This is a genomic window from Psychrobacter sp. GP33 (genome assembly GCF_014119005.1).
Lineage (GTDB): Bacteria > Pseudomonadota > Gammaproteobacteria > Pseudomonadales > Moraxellaceae > Psychrobacter.
In genome coordinates this window covers 340,143-356,989 of record NZ_JACGYX010000003.1, presented here as the reverse complement: position 1 = coordinate 356,989, position 16,847 = coordinate 340,143, and the positions used below count along the sequence as shown (strand labels likewise).

The window sequence follows — 16,847 nt, the reverse complement described above, 5'->3', positions numbered from 1 at the left end:
CTGGATTTTGTATCAATTAGTATGCCAGCGCAGTATGCAAGAGTTATAACACCTTTATCTTTGATTCAATATTAGCTACCAACAAAAAGGAATTTATCATGGCAGCACAAAACCAATCAGGACAAAACCAAACTCAAAAACAGTTATCAGGCGCAGGTCTACGCGGTCAAGTCGCTGGCAAGACGGCTTTATCTACCGTTGGTAAATCAGGCTCTGGTCTGACCTATCGCGGTTATGACGTCTCAGAATTGGCGGATAAATGTATTTTTGAAGAAGTGGCTTACATGTTGCTATACGGCAACTTGCCTACTCAAAGTGAACTTGAGGCATATCAAACTAAATTAAAAGGCTTACGTGGTTTACCTCAAGCATTAAAAGATGTGCTTGAGCGTATCCCTGCCAGCGCCCACCCAATGGATGTGTTACGTACTGGTTGTTCAATGCTCGGTAATCTTGAGACCGAGCTCGACTTTGCTGAAGAAAACGACCAAGCAGACCGTATGTTGGCTGTTTTTCCGTCAATCATTAACTATTGGTATCGCTTCACGCATGATAACGTGCGTATCGAGACAGAAACCGATGATGACACCATTGGCGGTCACTTCTTACATCTGCTAAAAGGTGAAAAACCAAACGAGCTACACACTAAGGTAATGAACGTATCGCTTATTCTTTATGCTGAGCATGAGTTTAACGCCTCAACCTTTACTGCTCGCGTTTGTGCCTCTACCTTGTCTGACATCCATTCTTGTATCACTGGCGCGATTGGCTCACTACGTGGTCACTTGCATGGTGGCGCGAATGAAGCAGCGATGGATATGATTGAAGGATTTAGCTCACCAGATGAAGCCGAAAAAGAGATGATGGCGATGCTGGCTCGTAAAGATAAAATTATGGGCTTTGGTCATGCCATCTATAGCGAATCTGACCCACGTAACGTCGTTATCAAAGGTTGGGCTGAAAAACTGGCTGCTGACGTTGGTGATGATGTACTTTACCCAGTATCAGTACGCTGTGAAGAAGTCATGTGGCGTGAGAAGAAATTGTTCTGTAATGCAGATTTCTTCCATGCCTCAGCTTATCACTTCATGGGTATTCCAACCAAACTGTTCACGCCAATCTTTGTGTGTTCACGTCTGACAGGTTGGGCAGCGCACGTATTCGAGCAACGTGCTAACAACCGTATTATTCGCCCAAGTGCGGAATATACCGGTGAAGAATTGCGCTCAGTACCAGAGATAAGTGCGCGTTAGTATCTCTATTCGTTACCCAGTATAAGCGTTTATGCTAGGTAACGGTTTTGGCTGCTAAATATATTCATTTAGCAGCCAAAACTTTGTTTTTTCTTCATAACCTCATTTTCTTTTTAACTATGTTTTTTTAGCAAAACCTACTTCTGATTCTAATACGACTGATGATGTTTTTGCTAAGAGAAAGCCTCTTTTTTTGAATGCCAACCAGCCAATAGCCAAAGGTGACCCATGGACAACGCTTTAATACAACCAATGAACGACCAATTCAAAAAGCCACTTCCCGATACCGATTTGTATTACTTTGACACCCGCGAAGCTATTGAGAATATTGAAGCTGGCGCGTATGACAAACTACCGTTCTGCTCAAAAGTATTATGTGAAAACTTAGTACGCCGTTGCCCACCAGAAGACTTAACGGCTGCGCTCAAGCAACATATCGAGGGCAAACAGGATTTAGATTTTCCTTGGTACCCTGCCCGTGTCGTTTGTCACGACATCTTAGGTCAGACCGCCTTTGTTGACTTGGCTGGTTTACGTGACGCCATTGCTGAACAAGGTGGCGATCCGTCAAAAGTGAATCCAATCGTACCAACGCAATTAATCGTTGACCATTCATTAGCGGTTGAACATGCCGGCTTTGAAGAAAACGCTTTTGAGAAAAACCGTGCTATTGAAGAGCGTCGTAACGATGACCGTTTCCACTTTATCAACTGGTGTCAGTATGCCTTTGATAACGTCAACGTCGTACCGCCTGGTAACGGCATCATGCATCAAATTAACCTTGAGAAGATGTCACCTGTTGTACAAGTAGCTAAGGGTAAAGACGGCTATAAAGTTGCCTTTGCTGATACGCTTGTCGGTACTGACAGTCATACACCAATGGTTGATGCTTTAGGTGTTATTTCTATCGGTGTTGGTGGCTTAGAAGCTGAAAGCGTCATGCTAGGTAACCCATCATATATGCGCCTGCCTGATTACGTCGGCGTTAAGCTAACGGGCAAGTTGCAAAAAGGCATTACCGGTACCGATTTAGTACTCGCGATGACTGAGTTCTTACGTGATGCTGGTGTGGTTTCAACCTATATTGAATTCTTCGGTAAAGGTGCGCGCCAGCTAAGCGTTGGTGACCGTGCGTCTATCTCAAATATGACCCCTGAATATGGCGCAACCGCGGCGATGTTCTATATCGATGAACAAACCATCGACTATCTATGCCTAACTGGTCGTAGCGAAGCGCAAATCAAACTAGTAGAGCAATATGCCAAACAAACTGGTCTATGGGCTGATGGTATGGAAAATGCGGTTTATGACCGTGTTCTTGATTTTGATTTGTCAGCAGTCGTCCGTAACATGGCTGGCCCTTCTCGTCCACATGCTCGCGTATCCACCACGGACTTAGTTGCCAAAGGTATTGCTCACGCTCCTGAAGACAAATTACCTGAGCCAGAAGATGGCTTGATGCCAGATGGCGCGGTGATTATCGCCGCAATTACCAGCTGTACCAACACCTCTAACCCACGCAATATGGTTGCTGCCGGTCTTGTTGCTCGTAATGCCAATGGAAAAGGTTTATTACGTAAGCCGTGGGTAAAAACATCATTAGCACCAGGCTCTAAGACGGTAAAAATGTACCTAGAAGAAGCCGGCTTGATGTCTGAGCTACAAGAAATTGGCTTTGACGTGGTTGGCTTTGCTTGTACGACTTGTAACGGTATGAGTGGCGCATTAGACCCTGATATCGAAAAAGAAATTATTGATAATGACTTATTTACCACGGCTGTCCTGTCTGGCAACCGTAACTTTGATGGTCGTATCCATCCGTATGCCAAGCAAGCATTCTTAGCGTCACCACCTTTGGTGATTGCCTATGCTATCGCCGGTAACATTCGCTTTGATATTGAAAAAGATTCATTAGGCCAAGACCAAGATGGCAATGAGGTTTACCTAAAAGACATCTGGTTCGATGATGACGAAGTTGATGCTATCGTTGCCAAAGCAGTAAAGCCTGAGCAATTTAACGCTGTTTATATCCCGATGTTTGATGAAGCCAAAAAAGATACGGGTAAAGCCCTAAGCCCACTTTATGACTGGCGTGAGCAGACTACTTATATTCGCCGTCCGCCGTATTGGGAAGGCAAAATGGCGGCAATCAACAAGCTAAAAGGTATGCGTCCATTAGCGGTGTTAGGGGATAATATCACTACCGATCACTTATCACCGTCTAACGCTATTTTAGGTGATTCAGCGGCTGGCGAGTACCTTGATACGATGGGTCTACCTGCTGAGGACTACAACTCGTATGCCACCCATCGCGGTGATCACTTGACCGCACAGCGTGCGACTTTTGCCAATCCAAAGCTCTTAAATGAGATGATACGTGATGAGCAAGGTAACGTGGTACAAGGCTCGTACGCTCGTGTGGAGCCAGAAGGTCAAGTTATGCGCATGTGGGAAGCGATTGAAACCTATATGAACCGTGAGCAACCGCTTATCATCATCGCAGGCGACGGCTATGGTCAAGGCTCAAGCCGTGATTGGGCTGCCAAAGGTGTACGTTTAGCAGGCGTGGAAGTCGTCGTTGCTGAAGATTTTGAGCGTATCCATCGTCAAAACTTGGTTGGAATGGGCGCCCTACCGCTACAGTTCGAAAAAGGTGTGACGCGCAATACCCTCAACATCGATGGTACCGAAATATTCGACGTCACAGGTGAAGTCTCCGCTGGCGGGATGATGACGATAGTGATTAATCGTGCTGATGGCAGCAAAACTGAAGTACCGATTATCTGCCGATTAGATACCGCTGACGAGGTCAAAATGTATAACGCTGGCGGTATGCTTCAGCGCTTTGCCAAAGAGTTTATTGATGGCACGTTGGATATTGTATAAGCATTAACGTGTAGCGCATGAAATATAAAGGAGCCGATGTTGTATAGACTGTCTATATGGCATCGGTTTTTTTATATCCGTTTTTCACCTTTACCCAAGACACCAATTTAAGCAATTTATACATAAAATATAAAAAGGAATAAAAAATGACCCAATCAACTTCACAAAACCAACCAAAATTTGCCCCACAAATCTCCGTCCCTGCTACTTATATGCGTGGCGGTACTTCAAAAGGTACTTTTTTTAAGCTCTCTGACTTACCTAAACGTTGCCAAGTCGCAGGACAAGCACGAGATAATTTCTTATTACGAGTCGTTGGAAGCCCCGACCATTATGGTAAGCAAATAGACGGCTTAGGTAATGGTAGCTCTAGCACATCAAAGACGGTGATTTTATCTAAAGCCGGTAAGGAAAATCACGATGTGAATTACTTGTTTGGGCAGGTCAATATCGCCAAGCCGATGATTGATTGGGCGGGTAACTGCGGTAATTTAACTGCTGCGGTTGGTGCTTGTGCGATTAACATGGGCTTAATCGACACTGATAAGGTCGCTAGTAGTGCTGAAAATGGCATTTGCGAAGTGCGTATCTGGCAAGAAAATATCAGTAAAACCATTATCGCCCATGTGCCTGTCTATTTAAATGCACAAGGCAAGGTACAAGTACAAGAAACTGGCGATTTTGAGTTAGACGGTGTGACCTTCCAAGCTGCTGAGGTTAAGATTGAATTCATTGATCCGGTAGATTCATCTAGCGATATGTTTCCAACAAACAATTTAATAGATGACTTTGATGTCTCTGGCTGTGGTTTAAGTGCCGATAGCGTTAAAGCGACCTTTATCAGCGCTGGTATCCCAACTATCTTTATGAAAGCAGAAGATTTAGGCTTTACCGGAACTGAATTGCAGGGTGATATCAACAGCGATAGCGCGCTGCTTACTAAGCTTGAGAATATCCGTGCCAAAGGCGGTGTGGCGATGGGATTGTTTAAAGACGTTAGTGAGGCTCAAACCAGCCAGCATATTCCAAAAATTGCTTGGGTTGCCCCTGCGCAAAGTTATAGCGCATCAAGTGGCAAAGCAGTTAATGCAGCAGATATTGACTTAGTCGTACGTGCGATGAGCATGGGACAACTGCATCATGCAATGATGGGTACCGCAGCAGTAGCCATTGCAGCAGCAGCGACGACACAAGGCACACTTGTCAATCAAGCAGCAGGTGCTGGGCAATCGACGAAACAACTATATGAAGTGCGTTTTGGTCATCCTTCTGGCACATTGCTCGTAGGCGGAAAAACAGAACAAGTCGATGGACGCTGGCAAGCTAAGAAAGTTTCGATGAGTCGCTCTGCTCGTCGTATCATGGTTGGTGAGGTTTTTGTGCCAGCAGATGCTTTTTAATCCTCTTTAGTCTATGCCTTGTATAGCTTTTTAGGTCAGTTTACTTTACGCTAATAGCATGCCAAACCCACCTACCCTCAGTAAGTTCCCACTGGATAACAAGCCGCCGCTCAAAAAAGTTGAGCGGCGGGCGTTGCTGTGGGATATCCTCAAAAAGCTTGCCATATTTGCTCAGCCTTATCGCTTACTCATTATTGCTACTTTGATATTGACGGTGCTCGGTTCCTTTACAGCGCAGGTCAATGCCTTTGTGTTGCGCTATGCTGTTGACACTTTGACCGAAATCGCCACCCTTGCTGAGCCTTGGGAAGCTGGCGTGCGCATGTTAACCATCATCAGTGCGGTATTGCTGACTAAAGAGATATTGTCAATATTCATCTCTTTTGGGCAACGCTTCTTTGGTGAAAAAATTCGTATCAATCTGTCTCGTGATTTATCACAAAAAATTATTGAGCGTATCTTAACTTACCGTATGGCATTTTATACCAGTAGTGAAAACGACAGTGGCAAATTACAAACCCGTATTGATTATGGTGTTAGTAGCTTAACCAGCTTGGTGCAAAACTTCTTTATCGATATGCTACCTCTGTTTGCCAGTGCCATTGTCTCGCTGATTATTATGTTTTCGACCAACTTTTGGATAGGCTTGGTTGGTCTGATTATCATACCTATTTACTTTTTTATCAGTCAAAAACAAGCAAAGCGTTTGCAAGGTTTTCGTCGTCAAATGCGTGGCTTTAGAGAAGCCAAAAGCGGTCTGGTTATCTCGCTGATTAACTCTATCAGTGTCGTGAAATCTTTTGTGCGTGAGTCTATCGAGGCTGAGAAACATTTAAACATTCAAAAAGACATGACCGCCAATCAGTTGCGTATTCGTAGTATTGGTTTTATTTATGATGCGGTAAAGACCTTTATTGAGCAAATCGGTGTGGTGGTTATCATTGTGCTGACCTCTTATTTCGTGCTAAAAGGTCAGATGACTATTGGTATGATTTTATTTCATGTTATGTTATTTCAAAATGTCGCCGCACCCATTCGCCAATTACATCGTATTTACGATCAAATTAATAATGCGTTGACCTACGCCGAAGGATTTTTTGAGATTTTAGAAGACGATAATCAGGTTGAAGAAATTGCCGGTTTAAGCAGCAAGGACCTAAAAGGGATTATTGAACTTAAACATGTTGATTTTACCTATCCTAATGGTACTCAAGCGTTAAAAGATGTCAGCTTTACCATCAAGCCCAACCGCATTACAGCGCTGGTGGGCTTAAGTGGCGCTGGCAAGAGTACAGTTATTAATCTATTGGTGAGATTTTATGAGCCTGATGCCGGCACGATATGCTTAGATGGTCAGAATCTAGCCGATTATGATACTCATGAGTTGCGTCAAAATATCGGTTTGGTGTTGCAGAGTAATCATATTTTCTCAGGTACGATTAGCGAAAATATCCGCTATGGCGATATGAATGCAGGTGATGAGGATATTATCATTGCCGCAAAAAAAGCCTCGATTCATGAGCAAGTCATGTCGTTACCAAAAGGCTATGAGAGTACCGCAAAATCCTTATCAGGCGGACAGCAGCAACGTATTGCGCTGGCACGAATGTTTTTAAAAGATCCGCCGATTGTATTTTTGGATGAGCCAACCGCAAGCCTTGATGCGATTGCCAGCCAACAGGTAAAAAAGAGTTTAGATTTGATTAAAAAAGACCGAACGGTGATTATGGTTTCCCATAATATTGCCCAAATTATCGATGCCGACGATTTGGTGGTGATAGAGGATGGACGCGTAGTCGAAATGGGCACTCACGAGGATTTATATGAGCAGCGCGGCAAGTATTTTGAGATATTCAGCGCCATGTCAGATAGCTTAAATTTGGATAAAATCAGTCAAACCTTACACGGTTAAGTGGATATTAACGCGTTATACCTTAAAACCGTTATAATAGTGAATCAAAATAGTCTTATAATTAACCTATTTATCCTATACCCCATAAGTTGCCAGAAGCTATTTTCCTATGACCCCTGAATTTTCTATAAAAACCTTTGATGAGCTGACCTCAGTTGATCTGTATCATATTTTAAAAGCGCGCTCACAGGTATTTGTGGTCGAGCAAAATTGTGCTTATCAAGACATTGATGAGGCTGATTTTGACTGTCTGCACCTTGTCGCACATCACAATGAAAAACTGATTGGTTATTGCCGCATTATTACGCCTAACGCTTCCGCAGAGTCCATTCCTGCTATTGGTAGAGTATTGGTGTTGCCTCAGTACCGAGGTAATGGTTTAGCGCGCAAAATCATGACGGAGGCTATTAAGTATTGCCATAAAAAATATGGTAAGAAAACCCCAATCGCCATTGCCGCACAGACCTATTTAATTAACTTTTACCAATCACTAGGATTTAGTGCGAATAGTGACTTTTATTTGGCAGATGGTCTTGAGCATGTCAATATGGTTTTATATCCCGCTAAGAAAGTCAAAGCGCCAACGCAAAGCTCAAGTACCAGCACTATTCTAAATTTTATACTGTTAATTTTAGCGGTATTGTTTGTTATCGGTGTGGTGTATTTAATGATTTAATCGGCTGTATAGGTAGCATAGAATTTATTTTAAATGCCACATTTTTAAATGACACCATGAGCGCTCAAAACTATGAAAAGTAGCACTATAAGTAGCAACCATACACTTTTTTCACCATCATCACTCACATGGCAACTGACATCCTTTGATGAGCTCAGTGGCTATCAGGTCTATCACATCATCCAAGCACGAGAACAGGTTTTTGTAAAAGACCAAAACTGTGTTTATATTGACGCGGATGGTCTTGATATTGACGCGATGCATCTATCTGCTTATCAAGACAGCAATGAAAATCAAAGTACTAATCCGCAATTGGTGGCCTATTGCCGTATTCTAAAGTCTGCTACCGAACCACGCTACCCCATTATCGGTCGCGTCTTGGTATTAGAAGACTATCGCGATCATGGTTTGGCGCGAAAACTTATGATACGGGCGATTGATTATTGCCATACCTATTTCTCTAATCAGCCGATACATCTGTCTGCTCAGACCTATCTGATTGAATTTTATCAATCCTTAGGCTTTGTCTGTGAAGGGGCTGCATATGATGCCGAGGGTATTGAGCATATTCATATGGTGCTAACGGCATAGTGATTCTCAAAACCTAAAGGGTTTTGATTTTACACTATGTCACTGTGGCTATATGGTGATTATGCTATTTTTAATGCCTATAGATGACCGCGACTCACGGATGAGGAGATGATTATGGCTGGTGTAGAAAAGACGACGGTAGAGAGCAATGTCCGTCCAGAATATGATGTAGAAATCCAAAAAATTGCCGATTACGTGCTCAATTACTCGATAGATAACGACTCTCCCAATAGTACCGACGCATGGAATACCGCGCGTTATTGTCTGATGGATACCCTCGGCTGCGGTCTGCTGGCATTACGCTTTCCTGAATGTACCAAACATTTAGGGGCTGAATGCACCGATCAAATTACCTTAAATGGTGCACGTGTTCCCGGTACGTCATACCGCCTTGACCCTATCAAAGCCGCTTTTGATATCGGCTGTATGGTGCGCTGGCTTGATTATAATGATACTTGGCTGGCGGCTGAATGGGGTCATCCTTCGGATAATTTAGGGGCGATTTTGGCGGTTGCGGACTATATTAGTCAGCAAAACGTTAGCCAAGGGCGCGTTCCCCTTATCATGCGAGACGTGTTAGAAGCCATGATTATGGCACACGAAATCCAAGGCGTTATCGCGTTAGAGAATTCTTTTAATCGCGTAGGTCTTGATCATGTGTTCTTAGTCAAGCTAGCATCCACAGCAGTCGTTGCCAAGCTGTACAATCTACCACGCGAGCGCATTATGGCGGCTGTCTCACAAGCGATTGTTGATGGACAAGCGCTACGTACTTATCGTCATGCGCCCAACGCCGGTAGCCGCAAGTCTTGGGCAGCAGGGGATGCCACCAGTCGCGCCGTACGGTTGGTTGATATCACTAGACGCGGCGAGATGGGCATACCTGGGGCGCTCACGGCGCCGCAGTGGGGGTTTTATGATGTGCTGTTTAGCCATACCAATGCTGATTTAGCGCTTAAGCCTGAGAGCGAGCGTCAGTTTACCTTTCAGCGTGATTTTGGTAGTTACGTAATGGAAAATGTTTTATTTAAAATCAGCTTTCCTGCCGAGTTTCATGCCCAGACCGCCTGTGAAGCAGCGGTCATTTTAGCGCCACGTATTGAAGAAAATATTGACGATATTGAAAAAATCGTTATTACCACGCATGAATCTGCCATTCGTATCATTTCAAAAGCTGGCGCACTTGACAATCCTGCCGATCGTGATCACTGTTTGCAATATATGGTTGCTGTGGCGCTGTTAACTGGCGACTTGATGGCAGAAAACTATGAAGATGACTACCATGCAGAGCATCATCTAACCATTGATACCTTACGTTGTAAGATGGTAGTAATAGAAGACTCAAGTTATTCGCAAGACTACCACGACCCTAATAAGCGCTCAATTGCCAATGCCATTCAAATTTTCTTTAAAGATGGCAGCAGTACCGATAAAGTGGCTGTCGAATACCCACTTGGGCATAAACGTCGCCGGCATGAGGGCATTCCAATACTTGAGGCTAAATTTCAAGCCAGTCTCGCCACCCGCTTTATCAGTAGTCGTTGTGATGAGATTATTGCGCTTTGTAATAATCAAGATCAACTAGAAAAAACCCCTGTTAATGAGTTTATGGCGCTGTTTGCGACACTTTAACGTCACATCTTTTCATTTATTTTTCTATAGTAACTTTTTAAACGCCATTTTTTACATTTACTTAACGCTACGTTTTAACTTTAATCCTAGAATCCATACCGTAGCGCTACCACGGTATGGATTCCCCTGCCCAATCCACAAAGCTACCGGACTGAGCTGCGCTCATATTGGCAAGTACTTCCAGTAAGCATTCCGCACTATAGGCTGGCGTAAATAGGTGTCCATCAGCCACATTGCTTTGAAACGGTGCTGATAACTGAGTATTAACCGTACCCGGCTGCATGACCACCACGCACATATCTTTAAGCGAGCGACTCCATTCAATACTGAGGTTTTTCATACCCATGTTCAGGGCTGCTTTACTCATACGATAGCTGTACCAGCCACCAATTTGATTGTCACCGATACTGCCGACACGTGCCGATATGGTGGCAAAAATAGCAGGATCAGCATGGCTACGTTCAGCCTTCTCCAATAGTGGCTTGATATGTTTGGCTATCAGTAGACTTGCTAACGCATTTATCTGCATATTTTGTATAAAAAAATCAGTCTCGACCTGTCGCAGAGCTTTTTCAGGTTGTGTCGTTTCAGTATGTAGTAAACCAACGCAATTAATCACCCAGTCAAGATGGCTGCTGTACTGTCGTATGGCATCTGCTGCTTGTTTAATACTGGTCTCATCACTGACATCCATTTGCAACCAATGCAAATTGTCTGCCTCAAACTCAGGGACGCTTTTATTATAAGTTGCGTAGACCTGAATACCGCTGTGCTCATTCACCGTACTGGCAACCAGCTGTTCTACCATGGCTTGACCAATACCGCCTGTACCGCCGATGATAAGATACGTTTTATGTTTCATACTGACTCCTTGTCGTCTCTTTTCACTATTTTAAATGATCATCACTTCTCATTACTATGATAGCTAACGATATGTCTAGATTATGGCTACTTTTTTGAGCACTTTCTAGTTGAAATAAGTTATAACTTATTTTCTTGTGCGCGCAAAAAAGCCGCCTCAATGGGCGGCTAATAAAGACAGTTTTATCAATACTTGAGCTTATTCTAACAAAGTAAGTCTAACTTTTCGTTTTGAATACTTGCTAATGCGCGGCCGTCTTTTGCACCGTAGCTACTGGGATTTCATTATGCTCAACATCATATAATTTACCTTCTGAGAAGTAATCACCTTCAGTTAAGTCAATCATCAAATCAGGATGTACTGAACGAACTTCTGTGCCCGCCGCAAATACTGATTGATTCTCTGAGTTACCCGTTTTCATGTGGTTAAATAATAGGTTCAGAGCAATTGCCATGATGGCAGATGAGCTGATGCCTGAATGAAAGATAGTCGCAAACCAGTCTGGGAATTGATCGTAAAACGCAGGAGCTGCAATCGGCAACATACCAAAACCGATAGAGGTCGCAACAATGATAAGGTTCATATTGTTAGTGTAGCTCACTTGCGCTAGGGTACGAATACCACTGGCTGCAACCGTACCGAACAGTACAATACCAGCGCCGCCAAGTACTGCGGTTGGAACCGTAGCAATAACGCGACCCATAATTGGCATTAATCCAAGAACTACTAAGATGATACCCGCATATGCTACTACGAAACGGCTTTTAACACCGGTTACTGCAACCAAACCAACGTTCTGAGCAAAAGCACTTTGAGTAAAAGAACCAAACATTGGCGCAACGATACTAGCAACCATGTCAGCACGCAAGCCATTACCTAAACGTTTTGAGTCAACATCAGTCTCAATAATATCACCAACTGCTAAGATGTCAGCTGAGGTTTCAACCAAAATAACCAGTACTACGATGAACATAGAAATGATGGCTGCAAGTTCAAACTTAGGCGCACCAAAGTGGAACGGGGTTGGGAAAGCAAAGATAGAGCCTGTAGTAACACCAGAGAAGTCTACCAAGCCTAGCGCCCATGCAACGACCGTACCGATAACCATAGCCAGCAAGATTGACAAGCGACTGATAGCAGCATTGCCCGCTTTACTTAATAGCAATACCACTAATAAGGTAAAACCCGCAAGACCGATGTTCGTCATGCTACCGAAGTCAGGTGCTTTACTGTTGCCGCCCATTGCCCAACGTGCAGCAACTGGCATCAAGGTCAAACCAATGGTAGTAATAACCGTACCCGTCACTAATGGCGGGAAAAATCTAATAATTTGGGAGAAAATGGGTGTGATTAAGAAGCCGAGAATAGACGCTGCAATCACCGCACCGAATACTGAAGGTAATCCGCCTCCTGCTGTCACAATGGCAACAATAGTTGCAACACTAGCAAAAGATACCCCTTGAACCAACGGTAGCTGGCAACCAAAGAACGGGATACCTATCGTTTGTAATAACGTCGCTAAACCACCAATAAACAATGAGGCGGCAATCAATAAACCAATCTCAGCAGGTGTTAGCCCTGCTGCTTGCCCAACAATCAAAGGCACTGCAATAATACCACCATACATGGTAAGAACGTGCTGAAAGCCATAGGCAATATTAGCAGCAACACCAAGATTTTCATCTTCTGGTCGTGCAAAGGTTGGGTTAGAGGTGGATTTGATATCCATAGATAGGTGTGCTCCCTGCATGTTATATTTAAACGTATCTTAACCGATACATCTTGAATGACGTAGAACTATAGCAAATTAAGTTTTACAACGACTGAGCTTATGAGAGGCTAGATGCCGCTCTTACGCTAAGTACTCAAACACTGAACTCATACATTTAGTACTTATAATCCTTATTTTGCTCGACACGCTTATGCGCTTTTTATACACAGCAAAATAGGGGTCAATAATTAGAGCGTGCGTGTGCACTTATCTTGTCCTTCTTCATAACTTTATTAATATTAATGTATCTGTATTAATATAAGGGCTGAAGAAATCCTTGATGTTACGGTTGACTGATGCAGGAGCATCAAAACCGTCTACTGCCATCATAATCAATTTTTCGATTTATAACCGAATTATAACACTTTTGATTATTTTGGTTATACTCTACTGCTGATAACTTACTTTTAGGATAGCGTGTATTGATAATAACTGCCAGCAATTTTTTGACCATTTGGTCAGTTTATGTGACAAGTCGTTCATTTATAATGACTTAATAGTAAAAAAACTGTATTTTATAGAACATAAAAGATCATGATTTTGTAAAAATTAGCTGTTTTTGCAAAGTAAATGGTCATAGTCAGCCGATAATTTATCTATCGCTGAGTCATCGCTGGTAGATTTGCCCCACTTTATTTTCCCTTTTGATATGGATGTGACGACAACGATGTTCTCACCACAAGACCAACTGACTGAACTGGTACGCTTGCTTGAGACGGATCACCATGTCTTTGCAACTGACCCGCTATTAATCACTGAAAAGTTGCAAAACGAGAGTGGTACGCCTATCCAAAAACTACATCGGCGCGCCTCACGTATTGATAGTAATGGCGCACTAACCCGTGTTCTAGGAAAGATTGACGGTCGCATTAAAGGTATTATGACCGTGATGAGTGTGGTGTGGTGCCTATCAGGATTTTTAGGATTGTTCACTTTATTGCAGTCCAATGTGGTGAATTTTTTCTATGTTTTGGTATGTTTGCTTGGCTTTCATACTCTCATGCTTATGAGCTGGCTAATAATGAGTATGGTCAATCAAGGTAAGCCATCAGCAAATTGGTTTGCAAATTTTGTAAGTCCCAGTCGGTTGATACGGGGTAAAGATGATATTACTCAAGCAGCGGTCAGCTTGTATGAGCAGCAGTTGCACCATAGCGGTATGCGTTGGTATCTGGGACGATTCAATCATCAGCTTTGGCTTGCTACCTTAACAGGAATGCTGTTTTCAATTATTTTTTTGTTGATTGTGCGCCAGTACAGCTTTAGCTGGGAGTCGACGCTGTTATCAGATAAGGCACTGATTACCCTCACCCACATAATTGGCTGGTTGCCAAATCTGGTAGGCTTTGATGTACCTAATGATGCTGCGATTGTACAAAGTCGATTGGTGACAGATGCTCTGCCATTATCTATCGCGCGCCAGTGGGCAGGCTTATTAATTGGTAGTTTACTGATGTATGGCATTGTCCCTCGAGCAATAGCATGGGGGTTTTGTGCCTTGATGTTTCGTCGCAAAAAAATGCGTCTAGATATTAAATTGCCTTATTATCAAAAGATTATTAACTTCTGGCAGCGTCAAGTGGTCGATGTTGATGATTTTTTTGAAGTTGCAGCGCCTGTTGCTCCGCAAGCTAAAGTTAGTACCGGCAAAAAACTAGTTGCTTTATTGGAGTATCCTGCTCCTGATAAATGGTGGCAAATTGGGTTTGATGGGGATAATTCTGATAATAAAAGTATTGATGCGGTTGAAAACTTTGGTATTGTTGATGACCGTGATGACATGGCGCGCTTAACTGCTTATCTTAATCAGTATCCCGTTCAGGTTTGGCTCGGTATCCACGCAAATGCGCTGCCTGATCGTGGTACGCTGCGTAAGCTGGATCATATCGCTACTCATGCTAAACACGGCGTCATTGTGCAGTTGCTGCGACCAGTAAGCGTAAAGTCGCCTCAAAGCCATCAGGCAGCCAACAATAATACCAGTAACACTATAAACGCTAAAGGACAAACTGCGGCACAACTGGCGCGCCATCAACAATGGCAAACGGCACTGGCAGCACGGAACATAGGACTGGTACACCTACCTTAAGCGCCTTCTTTGACTAACTTATTTCTTTTTTTTGCTGATTAGATTGTATCAACCGATGCTCATATACATTTATCATTAATACTCGACTATGAATCAGGACAATAGTAATCCTATGGACAATAAAAATAATAGTGATAAAGATCATGATGCGGCGCTTCAGAATCCGTATGCTGCCACAACTGATATACAGCATCTACCTTTGCAAAAACAGACTATACAAAATCCAATACCTAACCTAACAAACGAGCCATTAGATAGCACGTTGAATGTCACTCCAAAATCTGCTCGTACAAAAACCACCCTAGCCAGTGGTGAGCCGTTAAGACTGGCTGTGGTTGGGCACACTAATACCGGTAAAACGTCTATTTTGCGTACCCTGCTACGCGATGTCTATTTTGGTGAAGTGAAAAACGAAGCGGCGACTACTCGTCACGTTGAGCGGGCACAATTAACTGACAGTCAAACGGGCGAAGCGTTAGTGTCGTTATATGATACACCCGGCTTAGAGGACGCGTCTGGACTTATGGATTGGCTTGAAGACAATACGGCCAGTCGCCGTGATGGTATCGAGCGTTTACAACAGTTTTTAGCCGCTGATATTGCTCAAAGTTATGATCAAGGTACTGATACCAGTACCAGTTATGCTGATGGTTTTGGCGATTATAGCCAAGAAGCTAAGGTTATTCGTCAGCTGCTGGCAAGTGATATGGCAATTTATGTTGTTGATGCCCGTGAGCCCGTACTTGGTAAGTACAAAGATGAATTGGCAATATTATCTTGGGCAGCAATTCCTGTAATGCCCGTTTTTAACTTTACTGACAGCCAAGATGCCAATATTGACGCCTGGCAAACCATGCTGGCACGGCGGAACTTGCATATTTCTACTCGTTTTGATTCTGTTGCGTTTGAATTTACCGATGAGATGAGACTTTGGCAGAACCTTGCCACTATGCTGACCCATGCTGAGATGCTCGAGCAATTGATGCAGCGTCGGACTGAGGATTGGGCGCAGCTCTATGATGAAGCCAATATTATCATTGCAGACTTTTTGTTAGATATTGCCGCCTTTGTGCGTGAGATTAACGATGATGATGACCCCATGCCTATATTGCAGCAGATGCAAGAGGGAGTGCGTCAAAGCGAGCGTGCTATGCAACAGCGGTTGTTAAATGCTTATAAGTTTTATGATAATGCAGTCGCAGCAACCCCACTTGAGTTGAAAGCCTATCAGCAAGATCCGTTTGATCCTGAATTGCTCAAAAGCTATGGCATACGTACCACCTCTGGGGCGGCGGCTGGCGCGTTACTAGGGCTTGGAATTGATGCTGCCGCATTAGGAACTACATTAGGTTTGGGCGCTGCTTTGGGTGGTATTGCTGGTGGGTTATTATCCAATACCACCAGTATCGCTGATAAATTATCCGGGGTTAAGCGGTTATATATTGACCCTGCGACCTTAACTTTACTGGCAACAAGGGCGATTGATTTATTAGCGGCGCTGCGTCATCGTGGACACGCGGCAACAGATGCCACCCAAATGCTATACAGCAGTGAGTATAATAACTATACAGACAACGATAATAATGCTGCTATCGTTACCCCGTGGGCAACCCATAAATTACCTAGTGAGCTTAAAAAAGCACGCGGTAAGCCGCAATGGTCATCATTAAGTAGCGGTAAATCGGAGCAAGCGCAAAGTTTGCGTACAGATGCAGCTTGGTCGCTGTCTAATAAAATTCAGTCACGTGAAAACTAAAAAAATAATCTTCACTCAT

The 16,847-nt window shown here is 43.5% G+C and carries 11 protein-coding genes; 9 read left to right on the top strand and 2 right to left on the bottom strand.

Annotated features, from left to right (window positions below; genetic code table 11):
• Positions 1–98 precede the first annotated feature (98 nt).
• The 7 genes from prpC to H2245_RS06225 all read left to right on the top strand — a co-directional run bounded on the left by prpC (position 99) and on the right by H2245_RS06225 (position 10,350).
• On the top strand, positions 99–1,253 hold the full coding sequence (prpC, locus tag H2245_RS06255) for a 2-methylcitrate synthase (RefSeq protein WP_182406517.1): 1,155 nt from the start codon (positions 99–101) through the stop codon (positions 1,251–1,253).
• Between the two features lie 252 nt (positions 1,254–1,505).
• Entirely contained in the window at positions 1,506–4,139 is a 2,634-nt protein-coding gene (gene acnD, locus H2245_RS06250) for a Fe/S-dependent 2-methylisocitrate dehydratase AcnD (RefSeq protein WP_220464391.1), read from the top strand.
• 146 nt (positions 4,140–4,285) lie between these two features.
• Entirely contained in the window at positions 4,286–5,539 is a 1,254-nt protein-coding gene (gene prpF, locus H2245_RS06245; protein ID WP_182406515.1) for a 2-methylaconitate cis-trans isomerase PrpF, read from the top strand.
• A gap of 58 nt (positions 5,540–5,597) precedes the next feature.
• Positions 5,598–7,451, top strand: coding sequence for an ABC transporter ATP-binding protein (locus tag H2245_RS06240; RefSeq protein ID WP_182406514.1), 1,854 nt, complete (start codon positions 5,598–5,600; stop codon positions 7,449–7,451).
• Positions 7,452–7,560: 109 nt separating this feature from the next.
• Entirely contained in the window at positions 7,561–8,127 is a 567-nt protein-coding gene (locus H2245_RS06235) for a GNAT family N-acetyltransferase (protein WP_182406513.1), read from the top strand.
• A gap of 72 nt (positions 8,128–8,199) precedes the next feature.
• Positions 8,200–8,718 carry a GNAT family N-acetyltransferase gene (locus H2245_RS06230; RefSeq protein WP_182406512.1) on the top strand — a complete coding sequence of 173 codons (519 nt, stop codon included), beginning with the start codon at positions 8,200–8,202 and terminating at the stop codon, positions 8,716–8,718.
• 114 nt (positions 8,719–8,832) lie between these two features.
• Positions 8,833–10,350 carry a bifunctional 2-methylcitrate dehydratase/aconitate hydratase gene (locus tag H2245_RS06225; RefSeq protein WP_182406511.1) on the top strand — a complete coding sequence of 506 codons (1,518 nt, stop codon included), beginning with the start codon at positions 8,833–8,835 and terminating at the stop codon, positions 10,348–10,350.
• A 106-nt stretch (positions 10,351–10,456) separates the two neighbouring features.
• On the opposite strand, the gene H2245_RS06220 is transcribed toward H2245_RS06225, so the two are convergent.
• A complete protein-coding gene (locus H2245_RS06220; protein WP_182406510.1) occupies positions 10,457–11,212 on the bottom strand; it encodes an SDR family oxidoreductase in 756 nt (251 codons plus the stop codon).
• Positions 11,213–11,453: 241 nt separating this feature from the next.
• Complete coding sequence (locus H2245_RS06215) at positions 11,454–12,941, bottom strand: nucleobase:cation symporter-2 family protein (protein WP_182406509.1); 1,488 nt, start codon at positions 12,939–12,941, stop codon at positions 11,454–11,456.
• Between the two features lie 709 nt (positions 12,942–13,650).
• Here H2245_RS06215 and H2245_RS06210 point away from each other — a divergent pair.
• Both H2245_RS06210 and H2245_RS06205 read left to right on the top strand, forming a co-directional pair.
• Positions 13,651–15,072: a DUF2868 domain-containing protein gene (locus tag H2245_RS06210; RefSeq protein ID WP_182406582.1), complete on the top strand. Its 1,422-nt coding sequence runs from the start codon at positions 13,651–13,653 to the stop codon at positions 15,070–15,072.
• A 112-nt stretch (positions 15,073–15,184) separates the two neighbouring features.
• On the top strand, positions 15,185–16,828 hold the full coding sequence (locus H2245_RS06205) for a DUF3482 domain-containing protein (RefSeq protein WP_259365108.1): 1,644 nt from the start codon (positions 15,185–15,187) through the stop codon (positions 16,826–16,828).
• Positions 16,829–16,847 lie beyond the last annotated feature (19 nt).